We start from the raw sequence: 14,898 nt of genomic DNA, 5'->3' as shown, positions 1-14,898 counted from the left end.
AACTTATCCCTTGACGGCACCGGACATCAGACCGCGCACGAAGTAGCGGCCAGATACGATATAGACGATCAGCGTCGGCAGAGCCGCCAGAATGGCGCCCGCGAAATGGACGTTATATTCCTTGACGCCTGTGGAAGACGAAACGAGGTTGTTGAGCGCAACCGTCATCGGCGTGGAGTGCGCGCCGGAGAAGGACGCGCCGAACAGGAAGTCGTTCCAGATATTGGTGAACTGCCAGATCACCGACACCACGATGATCGGCCCCGACGACGGCAGCAAAATGCGCCAGAAAATCTGGAAAAAGCTTGCGCCATCAATCTGCGCGGCACGCACCAGCTCGGTCGGGAACGCTTCGTAATAGTTGCGGAAATAGAGGGTCGTGAAGCCGAGACCATAGATGACGTGCACCATGATGAGGCCCCATATCGTTCCGGCAATGCCGAAAAGCCCGAGCACACGCGCCATGGGGATGAGCACGATCTGGAACGGAATGAAGCATGACAAAAGCAGCAGTCCGAAGAAGATGTTCGAGCCGCGAAAGCGCCATTTAGTCAGCACGTAACCATTCAACGCGCCGATGATCGTGGAGATTGCCACGGCAGGCACGACCATCAAAATGGAATTGATGAAGAACGGCTTCAGTCCGGTAGGCTGCACACCGATCTGCGCCGTGGACCAGGCCGAAAGCCAGGGCTCGATGGTCCATTGCTGAGGCAAGTTCAACATGCCGCCCTGACGGATTTCTTCCAGCGGCTTGAACGAGTTGACCAGCATCACATAGAGCGGCAACAGATAATAAAAGGCGAAGAGCAGCAGCGCGGTGTAGATCAGCGCTCGCGTCAGCTTTCCGCTGTTGATGGCGTTATCTTGCGACTGGGCGCTCATGACCGCGACCCTCCGCGAATTTCCGAATAGAGATAGGGAATGATGATAGAGAAGATCATCGCCAGCATGATAATCGCCGACGAAGCACCAATGCCCATCTGGTTACGGGTGAACGTATAGGAATACATGAATGTCGCCGGAAGTTCGGTCGCCTGCCCCGGCCCGCCGCCGGTCAGCGCGATCACCAGATCGTAGGCCTTGATCGCCAGATGCGCCAGCACGACAAAGGCCGACAGAAATACCGGGCGCATCAGCGGAATAATGATGCGGCGATAGATCGTGGCGGTCGAAGCGCCGTCGATCTGGGCCGCTTTGATGATTTCATTATCAACGCCGCGTAGGCCGGCAAGAAACATCGCCATCACGAAACCCGACGATTGCCACACGGCGGCGATCACCAGACAGTAGATCGCCATGGTGTTGCTCTTGATCCAGCCGAAGGAAAAACTTTCCCAACCCCACAGATGCATGGTGTTTTCAAGCCCGATGCCCGGATCGAGAAACCACTTCCATGCCGTGCCGGTCACGATGAAGGAAAGGGCCATCGGGTAGAGATAGATCGGACGCAAAAAGCCTTCGCCGCGGATCTTCTGGTCGAGCAGAATGGCCAGAAACAGGCCGATCACCGAGCAGATGATGATATAGAGCGACGCGAAAATCGCCAGATTGGTGATCGCCCGCCACCAATGCGGCAGCGCCCAGAGTTTCTCATAATTGGACAATCCCACGAAGCCGTAGGATGGCAGCATGCGGCTGTTGGTCAGCGAAAGCACGCCGGTATAGATGATAAACCCGTAGACGAAGACGAGGACGATCAGGAAACTCGGAGCCAAGACCAGCTTGGGGATGATTTCCTGCAATCGGCTGTTACGCTGCATATTTGCGCCACCCAGTTTGCGCCGCTCCTGATGCCCATGAAGGCGTTTTGGAGACGATCGTTTCAGCGGCATTTATGCAAGACCGGATCGCGACCCGGCTGCAAAATGCGTTGGTCCGAGATGCCTTCACCGGTTCAGATGGAACCATGCAAGACAACATCATGCAATGCTTGATTAGTTACGATATTGCTGCGCCGGTCGGAGAATCCGGGCCGGATAAAAAACGTCCGGGAGGTTTAAACTTCCCGGACGCCTATTCAGCGCATCACTTCGCTGCAGCGACAGCCGAGACGAGTTCCTTGACAGCATCTTCCGAAGAGAGCTGTCCGTTGAACTCGCGGGTCACCACGTCGTAGATCGCGTTCTTGACGGCTGCCGGATTGGCATAGCCATGCGCCATGGAACCCAGCATCGTGCCCTTGCCATCGGCTTCCTTCAGGTCGGCGATAGCCTTCTGGCCGCAAGCATCGAAGTCGGTGTTCGGCACGTCGGTACGTGCTGGCGCCGAGCCCTTGACCACGTTGAAGGCCGACTGGAAGGTCGGGCTTTCAACAGCCGATGCCATTTCCATCTGCGCCGGGATCTTGTCGTCGGAAACCTTGAACATCGCGAACATGTCGGAGTTGAAAGTCACCGCGCCCTGCGTGCCCGGATAGCGCATGCAGACGAAATCCGTGCCCGGCTTCTTGCCGGCCTTCACGAATTCGCCCTTGGCCCAGTCGCCCATGAACTGCAGACCGGCCTTGCCTTCGATGACCATGGCCGAAGCCAGATTCCAGTCGCGACCAGAGAAGTTGTCATCGACATAGCTGCGCAGCTTGGTCATACGGTCGAAAGCCTGCTTCATCGTATCACTGCCCAGCGTTTCCGGGTCGAGATCGATGAAAGCCTTCTTGTAGAAATCGGTGCCGAACGAAAGCACGACAGCGTCGAAGATCGTCGCATCCTGCCAAGGCTGGCCACCGTGGGCGATTGGCGTGATGCCCTGCTCCTTGAACTTGTCGAGAAGCGCAATCAACTCATCCCAGTTTGCCGGTTCCTTGCCGCCTGCCTTGTCGAGCGCGGCCTTGTTGATCCACATCCAGTTGGTGGTGTGAACGTTCACAGGCGCGGCAATCCAGTGATCTTCATACTTGGCGAATGCCTGCAACGGAGCCGGAATGACCTTGTCCCAGCCTTCCTTGTTGGCAACTTCATCGAGATTGCCAAGAGCGCCCTGCTCGGCCCAGTCGCGAATGTCGAAACCGAGCATCTGCACGGCGGTCGGTGCGTTGCCAGCGGTAACGCGGGCGCGCAGAACGGTCATGGCTTCGGTGCCGCCACCGCCTGCAACCGGCATGTCAGTCCAGCTGATGCCCTTCTTTTCGAGGTCCTTCTTGAGAACATCGAGCGCGGCAGCTTCACCGCCAGCGGTCCACCAGTGCAGAACCTCAACATTCTGCTTGGCATCCTGTGCATTTGCGACGGGCGCCATTCCGGCAAGCAAAGCGCAGGCAGCGGTGCCCATAGCGGCGAGTTTCAGAAGTTTATGCATGTCTACCTCCCGTAGAAACAAACGAAACTTATATTTCCTTCGTCCTGTCCGCGCCTTCAGGCGCAAACCAAACCGGTCGCTCCATACAACCGGCTCCTCCTCATTCACTGCCGCAACCCGAAACAGGGAGATGATCCCCGCCGGATACCCCGGCCAAACGACACGACGTGCTGCGATGTCCTCCATACCATCTTTACGCCGCCTCACCCCAATTGACAACGTTGTCTTTCATGGATGAACCGCATCCAACCGACAAGATGTAATGCTTAGGATAGGCTGAAACCCCTGATGGGTGTCAATACGGCAGATATGATAAATAGTGAGAAATTTAATCGATTAAAATTTGCCGCCCTATTCTGCGGGCAATTTCGCATGAGAAATGAGGCGTTTAGGCTTTTTTCGCGCGCTGTTGCGGCTAGCGCCTAAACGTTTGAATTTCCGTAGACCAAAAATGACGCTGCACACTCTTTAATGGGATAAAAATCCTGTGAACCGACTGGACAAGATCGCAGCCGCCACTTAATTTAAGGGTGCTCTCGCAATAGTGCGTGGGCTTGTTCTCGGGGCGGGGTGAGATTCCCCACCGGCGGTATGGAAAGCTATTTCTAAGCCCGCGAGCGCCTGAAAGAAGGAAGCTGATTCGCTTCTTCTGTCAGGGTCAGCAGATCCGGTGAGATGCCGGAGCCGACGGTATAGTCCGGATGAAAGAGAGCAAAAGAGCGTGACGAATTGCGTCTCCCGACGCCAGCAAAGCGTTCCTTTGTGCGCCCTGATTCTAGTTTCTTGAGGAACCTATGAACCAGAGCTATCCGAACAAGACTTCCTTCAAAGTTGCATTCATTCAGGCCCGCTGGCACGCCGACATTGTCGACGAAGCCCGCAAGAGCTTTATCGCGGAACTCGCCGCCCAAACCGGCACCAATGTCGAAGTGGACGTCTTCGATGTTCCCGGCGCTTACGAAATTCCGCTTCATGCCAAGACGCTTGCCAAGACCGGCCAGTATGCAGCCATCGTCGGCTCCGCATTCGTCATCGATGGCGGCATCTATCGCCATGATTTCGTGGCCACTGCCGTCATCAACGGCATGATGCAGGTGCAGCTGGAAACCGAAGTGCCGGTGCTGAGCGTCGTTCTGACCCCGCATCATTTCCATGACAGCAAGGAGCATCACGACTTCTTCTTCAACCATTTCAAGGTGAAGGGTGTCGAAGCCGCTCACGCGGCCTTGCAGATCGTCGGCGAACGCAGCCGTATCGCCGCATTGGTCTGATCGCTCACAGGAACGGCCCCGCCATGCGGGGCCGTATCTCAGTCGACCACAATACGCTCGCCATGGGTGTAGATATCGAATTCTTCGCCGCGCACGATGGCGACTAGAGTGAGATTGGCCTCCTGTGCCGTGCGAATGGCGAGTGCCGTGGGCGCTGAAATAGCCGCCAGAACCGGCGCGCCGAGCTTCACTGCCTTTTGCACCATTTCAACGGATACCCGGCTCGTGATCACGGTTATGCCGCATCCGGTTGCGAACTCGCTACGCGTCAGAGCGCCAACGAGCTTGTCCAGCGCATTATGCCGGCCAACATCCTCGCGCGCCGCAATCAATCCCTGCTGCGGTGTGTAGAAACCCGCTGCGTGAACCGAATGGGTGATTGCATTCAATTGTTGTTCACGCCCGAGTGCCGCCATCGCGATGGCAATGGTGCTCGCCGAAAAACGGTAGCCGTCTACCGCGAGCGGCTTCACCGGGCGCAAGGCCTGTTCGATGGAATCGATGCCGCATAGTCCGCAGCCAACCGGGCCAGCCATGAAACGGCGACGCGCCGCCAGCCGCTGTTCCGGCAATTCAGCAAGGCGCATCTGCACATCCACGCCTTCCGCGAAAGCGACAAGCTCGATGCTTTCAATCTGGCTGGCATCGTCGATAATACCTTCGGTCAGACTGAACCCGACCGCGAAATCCTCCAGATCGGATGGGGTCGCCATCATGACAGCCTGGGTGGAGCCGTTATAGCTCATCGCGACCGGCACTTCCTCGGGCACGGTGCGGCGCCCTTCCTGGAAGCCCGAAACGCGATGTGCGAGGCGCACCACATCCTGACTGATCTTGGGTATTGTCATTTCTCTTGCCTGCTGTTTGCGCATCCCGACACATTGCTACAGTTTGCTGTAGCATCATATCGGGTTTTATGTATGGTGCCAGCGAACAGGCATGCAGCACAAGTATTTCGGCCATCGCCCGAATATATTGTGTATGAAAGGCAGCGCCGATAGCGAGGATAAAATGGATATTCGCCAGATCGACGATAATTACTCAGTCTCGGGCCAGATTTCGCCCGATGACGTACGCGACATTGCGGCAGAAGGCTTTCAGACGATCATCTGCAACCGTCCCGATGGCGAAGGCGGCCCGGAACAGCCGGATTTTGCAGAAATTGCGCGTGTTGCAGAGAAAGCTGGCCTCGCCACCTATTACATTCCGGTAGTTGGCGGCCAGCTGACGCAGGATGATGTCGATGCCATGGCGGCGGCGCTTGACGAGGCAGAAGGCCCGTTCTTCGCCTATTGCCGCTCCGGCGCCCGTTCTACGAATATTTACGGGATCGTGCAGAGCCAAAAGCGCGGATAAAGAACGAGCGCAGGCTATAAGGGCGGTGTTGCCGCAAGGGCATTGTTTCGGTTCTTGCAAACATAAGGCTCACCGTCCCGAAAGCCGCGTGCGGCGACCGAAGACACCCTGCGGGTTCTGCGCGCAATACTGGCGATAATAGGAAAGACCGGCGCGAACCACCGTTGCGGCAACGCCACCGGCGACGAGCATCCAGCCGATTGCCTGTACCCAGTCGAAGCTGTCCAGCCCGCCGCTCAGCGCGACGACCACGACGCCAGCCCACAAAAGGGCAGCCGTACGGCGCCAGAAAACCGGATTGAGTTCATCGAAGACCGCCTTCCACAGCGAGTGGACAAGGCAGGCGAAGAAAAGAGCCGCGGCCAGCCCGATGTTGAGCAATTCGACCGGGAGCCATTGCTGCGAAGTAAGCATAGTATCTATCATCCAACTTAAGCCGCGATACGTCAGGTCAAAAGCCGCCACATGGCTTTTCCTTCCGGATCGAAGGTATTGTTTACTTTCCTTTACACCGTGCTTTCCAAAACGATGTCGTTTCTTGCCCGATGCTTCAGCCCCATTGAGCTGTCAATTTGTGGCTTCAACGTGTTAGAAGCACGGAAAGCTCCTTGTAATAAATTCACATATTATTGCGATCACGCGAAATATCGTGTTGAAAACATTATACTATCCCCGCTCCCCTCCGATACGGGTGCAGTGGCAACCCCCTTGATAGTCTTGGATTATTTGTCTTGGCGCTACCGACGCGCAGGCCGGCGGACGCGCCCTGAAAGCGCATCACGCGACTGTCATGTAACAGCGTTGTAACAATTTGGCAGAGTATAGAGAGCCCGGGAGCCGCTCCCGAAGCTCCACTTTATTCGCCGCAGCAAGCAAGGCGGAACGTTTTATTTGTCCACAAATTTCTTGTAGGGAACAATTTCTGACGGGTCGGCCATGCCTGGCGCCTGTGCGGGACGCCCGAACAGGAAACCCTGCACCTGTGCGCAGCCTTCTTCAATCACCATGCGGTGCTGATGAAAATTTTCGATACCTTCCGCTACGACGGGCAGATCGAGACTGCGCCCAAGCCCGACAATTGCACGCACAATCGCGTGGGAACTGACATCGGTTTCCATCGTATTGATGAAGCTGCGGTCGATCTTGATCTTGTCGAAAGGAAAACTCTGGAGGTTGTTCAGCGAGGAATAGCCGGTGCCGAAATCGTCCATCACGATGCGCACGCCCAGTTTCTTGATCCGGCGCAGCAGTTCCAGCGTGGTGGGCCTGTCCTTGATGAGTGCCGCTTCCGTAACTTCCAGTTCCAGCCGATAGGCCTCAAGTCCGGTTTCATCCAGAATAGCGGCGACCGTCTCAGGCAGATTGGTCAGGCGAAACTGGATCGGAGACACATTGACGGCGACCGTCAGGTGACGTTCCCATGTCGCTGCCGTCCGGCATGCTTCCCGCAGCACCCATTCGCCAAGGGCGATAATGACACCTGTTTCCTCGGCAATCGGAATGAACACTTCCGGCGGAATGGTTCCGCGCTCCGGATGCGTCCAGCGCAACAGCGCTTCGTAGCCCTTGCAGGAACCGTCGGCGGTTCCGATCAGCGGCTGGTAGGCGATTGTTATCTGACCGCGCGACATGGCCTGCCGCAGATCGGCTTCCAGCTGCCGCCGCTCGGTAATCTCGCGATCCATTTCCGGCGAATAGAACGCAACCATGCCCTTCCCGCTGGTCTTGGCGCGGTAAAGCGCAACGTCGGCAGCATGGCGGAGCGTTTCGGCATCACGGCCATCGGTCGGATAGATCGCAACACCGATACTGACGCCCACCGCCGTCTGATCGGCGATCATATTCATTTCCTTTTTGAATTCGTCCAATATCCGCTCGGCAAGCCTGCGCGCGCCGGAAGGCTGCGGCACGCCGACCTGCAGGATCACGAACTCGTCGCCGCCGATGCGCGCCGCCGTATCGACGCCGCTAATCGTGCGCCGCAGAATATTGGCAACGGTTTTCAACACCCGGTCGCCCTGCGCATGACCGAAAATATCGTTCACCGCCTTGAACCGGTCGAGATCGAGCGCGAAGACGGCGCAACGCTGCTGCGAGCGTCCGCCTACGGCATTGGACAGGCGCTGTTCGAAAAAGGCGCGATTGGGAAGATCGGTCAGCGCATCATGGTTCGCCATATGCTCGATCTGACGCTGCGCGGCGTGCTTTTCCGTCAGGTCTCGCACGGCGAGCACTTCACAGGCCTTGCCCTGATATTCAATCGTGTGGACGGCGAGTTCGAAAATACGCTCGTCATTTTCCTGCCGGGGAGTCGCCTCGACCGCAGCCGTGCGCGGCGCGGCGGCGGGCAGACCATCTGCCGTCAGCAGCAAATCCTCTGGCGAACGCCCGATCAGCGCCTTTTCAGTGCTGTTCATCAAACGCGAAAAGCGCGCATTCACTTCGACGATCCGGTCGTCGCGGATGACGGCAAGCCCGTCCAGCGTCGCATTGGCAAAGCCCTTCAAATCCGTCATGTAACGGTCGATGAATACGGCAGCGACTGTCATGAAGGCTATAAAGCAGGAGACCGTCGCCACAGCGCCGACGATCCACATGCGGCCCGTACCCAGCGGATCAGCCGCAGGCAGGCTTGGATCGGGTATCAAAGTGCTGGACGACATGGTGGTGAAATGCAGGACGCAGATCGAGCCGACACCGAGAACTGTGGCGATGGAAATGCGCATCCAACGGCCCGGAAGGCGCATCACCTCGAAAGCGCCAGCCAGCAACAGGGTGGAGACAACCGCGCCGACAATGATAGGCACTGCATCAAACTGGACTGTCGCAGCAGCCCGGATTGCGGCCATGCCGGTGAAATGCATTGCGGCGATCACCAGCGCGCCACAAAAACCTGCAAACAGGTTTGCCTTGACGCTGTCGAAATTGAGCAAGCGAAGCATGACCCAGAAACCGGCAATGGCAATCACAGCTGAAAGCGTCGTGATGATGAGGTCAAACTCGATCGCCACCGTGCCCTGATAGGCGAGCATCGCAACGAAATGCGTTGCCCAGACGCTCAAGCCCCCTGCAAAAGCAGCGGTTGCAAGCCAGCTGTCACGGCGATGATCGGCGCATTCGCCCGCTCTCGCCAGCAGAAGAAAAAAAGCAAAGACACCAATGAAGGAAATGAGGGCGGCCAGGATGACGATAGATCTGTCGTGCTGTACGGATATGCATTCGATAACTTTGAACACGTCACGCCCCCGCTCTCATTCGCGCAAGGCCGCGTCGGCCCTGACCGAAGCATATTGGTAGTTTTATTATATAACAGGATTTTCTTTAGCCTACACTACTTAAGCAATCATAAATTCGAGCATAAAAGCCAAGCGATACCAGGGTATAAGGTCTATACTTAAGACACTTACTATATTAGACAATTTTAATATTGACGCGCGGAATCGACAGTCCTACGGCCCACCCGCGCAAGCAGGATAACCGGCACAATACCGATCACCACAATGGCAAGTGCGGCAATCGACGCTTCTTCATATGTACCGCGGGCGGCTTCGCCGTAAAGATGCGTCGCGAAAGTTTCCATATTGAGCGGGCGGAGAAGCAAAGTCGCGGGCAGCTCCTTCACACAGTCCACGAAAACCAGCAATCCGGCTGCAACGATTGCCGTCCTGGAGAGCGGCAGATGCACGGAGCGGAATGTCGCCGTCACGCTTCGTCCAAGCGTGCGCGATGCATGATCGAGCGACAGCGAAATGCGCTCCAGCCCGGCATCGATACCGCCAGCGGCGATGGCCATAAACCGCACGCCATAGGCATAAACCACAGCGGCACCCGAACCGATCAGAATCAGACCGGCGGGAACGCCGAGAAGATACCCGGCCAGTTGGTTGAACACATGATCGAAGCTGCCCGAAACGACGAGAATACCAATGGCAATCACCGTACCGGGGGCGGCATAGCCCATGGTCGACAGGCGATAGAACCAGCGGGAGGAAGCGCCTGGAAACAGGCGCACCGCATAAGCAACCGCCATGCCACAGACCAGCACAATCGCTGTCGCAATTGAGGCCAGCAGCAGCGTGTTGACCGCCTCCCCGGCAAGACGCGGCGATATGCCTGCGAAGCGCGCGCGCTTGATTGCTTCGATGAGCAGATAGAGCGCCGGTCCGACAAAGCCGATGACCACCGGCAAAGACCCGAGAGCAAACAGCCACAGCCCTCTGGCTGCTGAAACCTTCGATGGTTCAAAACCGCGCGAATGGCGGATGTTGGAGGCGAAGCGCTGTTTGCGCCGCGCCCAACGCTCCAGCGACACCAGCGCCACCACGATCAGCAGCAAAGCCAGTGCCAGCTGTGCCGCGCCCGGCAGATCGGATCGCGTGATCCATGTCGTGTAGATCGATACGGTCAGAGTGCGGACGCCTAGAAATTCAGCCGCGCCCACATCGTTCAGCGTTTCCATCAAGGCGAGGCTGACACCAACGGCAACAGCGGGACGCGCCAGCGGCAACGCCACCCGCCAGAAAATACCGCGACGGCTGACCCCAAGGGTTCGCGCGGCATCCATGAGACTCGCCGACTGCGTGAGAAACATCGCCCGGGTCGGGATATAGACATAAGGATAGAGCACAAAGCCCAGCAGCAGAATGCAGCCGGTCATCGAGCGAATATCCGGCAAACGGAACTGACGCGGGCTATCAAAGCCCAGAATATAGCGAATTGCGCCCTGCACCGGCCCTATCGGATGAAGAATGTCCAGATAGGCATAGGCGACGATATAGGTCGGCACCGCCAGCGGCAGCAGCAGCGCCCATTCCAGAATAGCGCGCCCGCGAAAATCATAGGCTGTCACCAGCCACGCCATCGACGTACCGACGAGCGCGGCAATGAAGCCGACGCCAAGCAGAAGAATGATCGTATCGGCAAAGGCTGTCGGCAACAATGTCGCGAACAGATGCTGCCACAGGCCTGCCGAACCCTGCAAAGCTTCACGAGCGAGCGCCAGAACCGGCAGGAAAACAAGAAGCGCAATCACCGCTGAAGCCCAAAGCCAGAAGCGCCCCGCCCTTGCAGGCCGGAAAAGCGAACGTCGTGCTGTGGCGGGCATAGGTGTCATTGTGCTCGTTATACTGAAACGCCGGCGCATGAAGCACCGGCGCTTTGTTCATACTGTCATTCTGGTTTTAGTTGTCGAAACCAACCTTATCAACCAGTTCGCTGGCTTCCTTGCGATGGCTGACGATTTGGGTCAGCGGAACCTTGTCGATATTCAATTCGCCAAACGACTTTACAATCGCATCGACCGGAGCGCCCGGCTTCACCGGATATTCGTAATTGGCCTCGGCATAGATCTTCTGCGCTTCGTCGGAAACCAGATATTCGAGAAGCTTGACAGCCTCTTCCTTATGCGGGGCATTCTTGGCCACGGCTGCGCCGCTGATATTGACCTGCGTGCCGCCATCCTTGAAGGTCGGGAGGATGACCTTGATGCCCTCGCCCCAGCCCTTCTGCTCATCGCCGCCCTTACCCGAACGCATCAGGCCGACATAATAGGAATTGGCAACGGCGATATCGCAAATGCCGCCGACAATATCCTTGGCGCCATCGCGGTCACCACCGGCAGCCTTGCGGGCCAGATTGGCCTTCAGGCCGGTCAGCCAGGCTTCGGTCTTTTCAGCGCCGTAATGGGCGATGTAATCGGCGAAAAGCGCGGTGTTGTAAGGATGCTGACCGGAGCGGATGCAGATCTTGCCCTTCCACTTCGGATCGGACAGGTCTTCATAATTGATGGCGTCGAGTTCCAGATCCTTCGACGCATAAACCACGCGGGCGCGCAGCGACAGGGCATACCAGTTGCCCTTGGCGTCACGAAGCTGCTCCGGCACGGCTTCGTTCAGGGTCTTGGATTCGACCGGCTGGGTAAGCCCCTTTTCCGTGAGATCGACGAGATTGCCCGCATCAACCGTCATCAGAATATCGGCAGGAGAGCTTGCGCCTTCCGATGCGACGCGCTCAGCCAGACCATCCTTCAGAAACACGGTGTTGACCGTGATACCCGTCGATGCCTTGAACGCATCCAGCAGAGGCTGAATGAGGCCCGGTTCGCGCGTCGTGTAGATATTCACCTCATTGGCGGAAGCAGTTCCAGATAGAAAAGTCGCTGCAACGAGAGCAAGGCTGGCACGCGCGAAAATAGGCATTTTACCTCCGTTTGGAATGGTTCCAAATAAAATGATGAGTTATGCAATCAACTTATATGAGCAGTTTCTGGCCCGGTCAATCGCCCTGCCACGCAAATGCGAACCAATCGGAATCAGCTGTGGAAGATCAGGGCCTTATCGCGGTCGAAACGAACAAACACGTGATTGACCGTATTCGGCACATGGACCGGCGTGCGCAGGCGCAAACGAAGTGGCGCGGCGTCGGCATGGAGCACCAGCTCTTCCGTTTCACCCAGAAAGGTGCGCATCTCGATCAGGCAGCGCAGATCGGTGGGATCAGCCTCATCATCCGCGACGATATGCAGATCGGCAGGACGCAGATAGACGGACACGTCTTTCACGGATTGCAGCGCTTGCGGCGCTTTGAAATTGCCGTAAACAGTTTCCACCGCATTGCCCTGCACCACACCCGGAATGACGTTGAAATCGCAAAAGAAGTCTGCGGCATAGCGGCTTTCAGGACGATCATGAAGATCACGCGCGGTGCCGCTTTGAACGATCTCGCCCGAACGCATCAGCACAACGCGGTCGCCGGTCGAAAGCGCTTCTTCCGCCTCATGCGTCACGATAATTGCCGTGGTGCCAAGCGCCCGCAACAGGCCGACCGTCTCGCGGCGCACCTTTGCCCGCAGGCCCCGGTCGAGATTGGAAAACGGCTCGTCCATCAACAAAAGATGCGGCTTTGGCGCCAGCGCGCGGATCAGCGCCACGCGCTGCTGCTCGCCGCCCGACAACATGTGCGGATAGCGGTCGGCCATATGCGACAGGCCCACAAGTTCAAGCAGCTCGCGCACGCGGCCCTCAGCCAAATCGCGGCGCATCTTGCGCAGACCGAACATGACATTGTCGCGAACGCTCAGATGCGGAAACAGCGCATAATCCTGAAAGACCACGCCGATATTGCGCTTATCGGGTTCTACGAATGTGGTTGGCGAGGCAAGCACCTTGCCCCCCATGCTCAGCAAGCCGCCATCGGGCGCGTCGATACCGGCGATAATGCGCAGCATGGAGGTCTTGCCGCAGCCGGAATGGCCCACGAGACAGATGATTTCACCGGCCTGCACGTCAAGCGACACACTGTTGAGCGCAAGGACAGGGCCAAACTGGCGGGTAACGCTGGAAAGCGTCAGAGCCGGACCGGATGCACCGGCCTCTTCCTGCAATTGCTCAACCTGATTTCGCACGTCCATGCCTGACCGGAATCCCCTTGTCCATTCCCTCGCTATAAAGCGTGTTTAGCGGCTTCGCCACCAAAACAGGACACAATTCCTCAAGAACCGGATAGCGGCCCCATCTTTTTCGGATTTCGATATTGCTTTGGGTATCAACTTGGTTGATTGCAAGCAAAAAGCGGAGCATGTTCCGCAAGCTTTCCGCATGCCTTATCATACCTTAGGAGAATGACCATGGGGCCCGTCACGGACAAGGTCGCGACAGCCGAACGCCTGCCGCAAGAAACGAAAATCGCCATTATCGGCGGCGGCGTCATCGGTGTTTCCACCGCCCTGTTTCTGGCCGAACGCGGCATCCCGGTCGCTCTGTTCGAAAAGGGTGAAATCGCAGGCGAACAGTCCAGCCGAAACTGGGGCTGGTGCCGCCGCACGGGCCGCGATACCCGTGAAATGCCGCTGATCGTCGACAGCATGCGGCTTTGGGACGGAATGAACGAGCGCACGGGCCGCGAAACCGGCTTCCGCGTGACCGGCATTGCCTATGCGGCTGAAAAAGCCGAACAGATGGCGCTCTATGAACAATGGATTGCCGCTGCGCGCGAGCATGGCATTGAAACCGACATTCTGAACAGCCAGCAGGCCGAAGCGCTGGCTCCGGGCCTGACGCGTCGCCTTGCTGGCGGCATGATCACGCCGCTTGACGGTCGCGCAGAGCCGCAAAAGGCTGTGCCCGCCTTTGCCGCCAAGGCGCAGGAAGACGGTGCCGTCATTATGCAGAATTGCGCGGTGCGCGGCATCGAAACGACCAATGGTCGCGTGACTGCCGTTCTGACGGAAAAGGGCCGCGTGCGTTGTGAGGCGGTCGTTGTGGCTGGTGGCGCATGGTCGCGCCTGATTATCTCGGAGTTCAATGCCCGCCTGCCGCAACTCAAGGTTCGCTCGTCGGTTTTCCGCACCACGCCGATTGATGCCGGTGTGGAACCTGCCATTGCCTATTCGGATTTCGCGCTGCGCAAGCGGATGGACGGCGGCTATACGGTCGCCAGCCTCGGCGGCTCGATTGCCGATATCGTTCCCGACAGTTTCCGCTATCTAAAAGATTTTATCCCTTCGCTATCGAGTGGAGAGTGGTTCAATGTGCGCTTCCGTTTCGGAAAACGCTTCTTCGAGGAAGCCTTCCAGTGGAAGCTGCGCCCCGCCGATCAGGTCTCGGTCTTCGAGAAAATCCGCACGCTCGACCCCGAACCGCACCGCGCCGCCAATGCAGCAATTCTGGCGAAGCTGAAACAGGCGATCCCCGCCTTTGCTTCCGTCTCGATTGCACAGGAATGGGCGGGCTTGATCGACACCATGCCGGATATCATTCCGACCATTTCCCCGATTCCGGGCGTTGAGGGCCTTATCGTTGCGACCGGCTTCTCCGGCCACGGCTTCGGCATCGGCCCCGGCGCTGGCCGTCTGGTTGCGGATATGGTGAGCGGTGAAACGCCGGTGGTCGATCCATCGCCGTTCCATATTTCCCGCTTTTCCGATGGGTCAAAACTGCGCATCGAAACCTGGGGCTAAGCCCAATATGCTTTCCCC

13 protein-coding genes and 1 riboswitch are annotated in these 14,898 nt (G+C 57.6%); of the genes, 3 read left to right on the top strand and 10 right to left on the bottom strand.

Translation table 11 applies throughout. The features are described 5' to 3' along the window. Positions 1–3 precede the first annotated feature (3 nt). The 3 genes from WIX40_RS07675 to WIX40_RS07665 form a co-directional block, all read right to left on the bottom strand. Complete coding sequence (locus tag WIX40_RS07675; RefSeq protein WP_109367220.1) at positions 4–885, bottom strand: carbohydrate ABC transporter permease; 882 nt, start codon at positions 883–885, stop codon at positions 4–6. After that, entirely contained in the window at positions 882–1,763 is an 882-nt protein-coding gene (locus WIX40_RS07670; RefSeq protein WP_109367972.1) for a carbohydrate ABC transporter permease, read from the bottom strand. Before WIX40_RS07670 ends, WIX40_RS07675 begins: the two co-directional genes overlap by 4 nt. 265 nt (positions 1,764–2,028) lie before the next feature. Then, on the bottom strand, positions 2,029–3,297 hold the full coding sequence (locus WIX40_RS07665; protein ID WP_109367219.1) for an ABC transporter substrate-binding protein: 1,269 nt from the start codon (positions 3,295–3,297) through the stop codon (positions 2,029–2,031). Between the two features lie 552 nt (positions 3,298–3,849). Next, positions 3,850–4,014, top strand: a riboswitch (FMN riboswitch). Positions 4,015–4,091: 77 nt separating this feature from the next. Here WIX40_RS07665 and WIX40_RS07660 point away from each other — a divergent pair. Beyond that, positions 4,092–4,568: a 6,7-dimethyl-8-ribityllumazine synthase gene (locus tag WIX40_RS07660; RefSeq protein ID WP_140023889.1), complete on the top strand. Its 477-nt coding sequence runs from the start codon at positions 4,092–4,094 to the stop codon at positions 4,566–4,568. Positions 4,569–4,606: 38 nt separating this feature from the next. On the opposite strand, the gene fdhD is transcribed toward WIX40_RS07660, so the two are convergent. Next, positions 4,607–5,416, bottom strand: a complete 810-nt coding sequence (fdhD, locus tag WIX40_RS07655; RefSeq protein ID WP_339439670.1) for a formate dehydrogenase accessory sulfurtransferase FdhD — start codon at positions 5,414–5,416, stop codon at positions 4,607–4,609. A gap of 163 nt (positions 5,417–5,579) precedes the next feature. On the opposite strand from fdhD, the gene WIX40_RS07650 reads away from it, so the two are divergent. Beyond that, positions 5,580–5,924 (top strand): protein tyrosine phosphatase family protein, encoded by a 345-nt coding sequence (locus WIX40_RS07650; protein WP_078337067.1) that lies wholly within the window; start codon positions 5,580–5,582, stop codon positions 5,922–5,924. A gap of 69 nt (positions 5,925–5,993) precedes the next feature. Here WIX40_RS07650 and WIX40_RS07645 read toward each other — a convergent pair whose 3' ends face one another. From WIX40_RS07645 to WIX40_RS07620, 6 genes are all read right to left on the bottom strand, one after another. Further along, positions 5,994–6,338: a hypothetical protein gene (locus WIX40_RS07645; RefSeq protein WP_121538239.1), complete on the bottom strand. Its 345-nt coding sequence runs from the start codon at positions 6,336–6,338 to the stop codon at positions 5,994–5,996. Positions 6,339–6,811: 473 nt separating this feature from the next. Then, on the bottom strand, positions 6,812–9,160 hold the full coding sequence (locus WIX40_RS07640) for a bifunctional diguanylate cyclase/phosphodiesterase (protein ID WP_339439667.1): 2,349 nt from the start codon (positions 9,158–9,160) through the stop codon (positions 6,812–6,814). Positions 9,161–9,345: 185 nt separating this feature from the next. Then, complete coding sequence (locus WIX40_RS07635; protein WP_339439665.1) at positions 9,346–11,037, bottom strand: ABC transporter permease; 1,692 nt, start codon at positions 11,035–11,037, stop codon at positions 9,346–9,348. A 67-nt stretch (positions 11,038–11,104) separates the two neighbouring features. Beyond that, positions 11,105–12,121 carry a Fe(3+) ABC transporter substrate-binding protein gene (locus WIX40_RS07630; protein ID WP_339439663.1) on the bottom strand — a complete coding sequence of 339 codons (1,017 nt, stop codon included), beginning with the start codon at positions 12,119–12,121 and terminating at the stop codon, positions 11,105–11,107. Positions 12,122–12,234: 113 nt separating this feature from the next. Then, complete coding sequence (locus WIX40_RS07625) at positions 12,235–13,332, bottom strand: ABC transporter ATP-binding protein (RefSeq protein WP_339439661.1); 1,098 nt, start codon at positions 13,330–13,332, stop codon at positions 12,235–12,237. Next, entirely contained in the window at positions 13,310–13,501 is a 192-nt protein-coding gene (locus WIX40_RS07620) for a hypothetical protein (RefSeq protein WP_339439659.1), read from the bottom strand. The genes WIX40_RS07625 and WIX40_RS07620 overlap by 23 nt, the downstream gene beginning before the upstream one ends. A gap of 47 nt (positions 13,502–13,548) precedes the next feature. Between WIX40_RS07620 and WIX40_RS07615 the strand changes: the two genes are divergently transcribed. Then, positions 13,549–14,880: an NAD(P)/FAD-dependent oxidoreductase gene (locus WIX40_RS07615; protein ID WP_339439657.1), complete on the top strand. Its 1,332-nt coding sequence runs from the start codon at positions 13,549–13,551 to the stop codon at positions 14,878–14,880. The last annotated feature ends 18 nt before the right edge of the window (positions 14,881–14,898 follow it).

Origin of the sequence: Ochrobactrum teleogrylli, assembly GCF_037482325.1 — a bacterium.
In the GTDB taxonomy this organism is placed as follows: Bacteria; Pseudomonadota; Alphaproteobacteria; order Rhizobiales; family Rhizobiaceae; genus Brucella; species Brucella teleogrylli.
This window is presented reverse-complemented; position numbering and strand designations above follow the sequence as displayed.

Excerpts from the sequence above, each read along its gene's own strand:
- WIX40_RS07675 (WP_109367220.1), bottom strand. The coding sequence starts at position 885 with ATGAGCGCCCAGTCGCAAGATAACGCCATCAACAGCGGAAAGCTGACG.
- WIX40_RS07670 (WP_109367972.1), bottom strand. The coding sequence starts at position 1,763 with ATGCAGCGTAACAGCCGATTGCAGGAAATCATCCCCAAGCTGGTCTTG.
- WIX40_RS07665 (WP_109367219.1), bottom strand. The coding sequence starts at position 3,297 with ATGCATAAACTTCTGAAACTCGCCGCTATGGGCACCGCTGCCTGCGCT.
- WIX40_RS07660 (WP_140023889.1), top strand. The coding sequence starts at position 4,092 with ATGAACCAGAGCTATCCGAACAAGACTTCCTTCAAAGTTGCATTCATT.
- fdhD (WP_339439670.1), bottom strand. The coding sequence starts at position 5,416 with ATGACAATACCCAAGATCAGTCAGGATGTGGTGCGCCTCGCACATCGC.
- WIX40_RS07650 (WP_078337067.1), top strand. The coding sequence starts at position 5,580 with ATGGATATTCGCCAGATCGACGATAATTACTCAGTCTCGGGCCAGATT.
- WIX40_RS07645 (WP_121538239.1), bottom strand. The coding sequence starts at position 6,338 with ATGCTTACTTCGCAGCAATGGCTCCCGGTCGAATTGCTCAACATCGGG.
- WIX40_RS07635 (WP_339439665.1), bottom strand. The coding sequence starts at position 11,037 with ATGACACCTATGCCCGCCACAGCACGACGTTCGCTTTTCCGGCCTGCA.
- WIX40_RS07630 (WP_339439663.1), bottom strand. The coding sequence starts at position 12,121 with ATGCCTATTTTCGCGCGTGCCAGCCTTGCTCTCGTTGCAGCGACTTTT.
- WIX40_RS07625 (WP_339439661.1), bottom strand. The coding sequence starts at position 13,332 with ATGGACGTGCGAAATCAGGTTGAGCAATTGCAGGAAGAGGCCGGTGCA.
- WIX40_RS07620 (WP_339439659.1), bottom strand. The coding sequence starts at position 13,501 with ATGCTCCGCTTTTTGCTTGCAATCAACCAAGTTGATACCCAAAGCAAT.
- WIX40_RS07615 (WP_339439657.1), top strand. The coding sequence starts at position 13,549 with ATGGGGCCCGTCACGGACAAGGTCGCGACAGCCGAACGCCTGCCGCAA.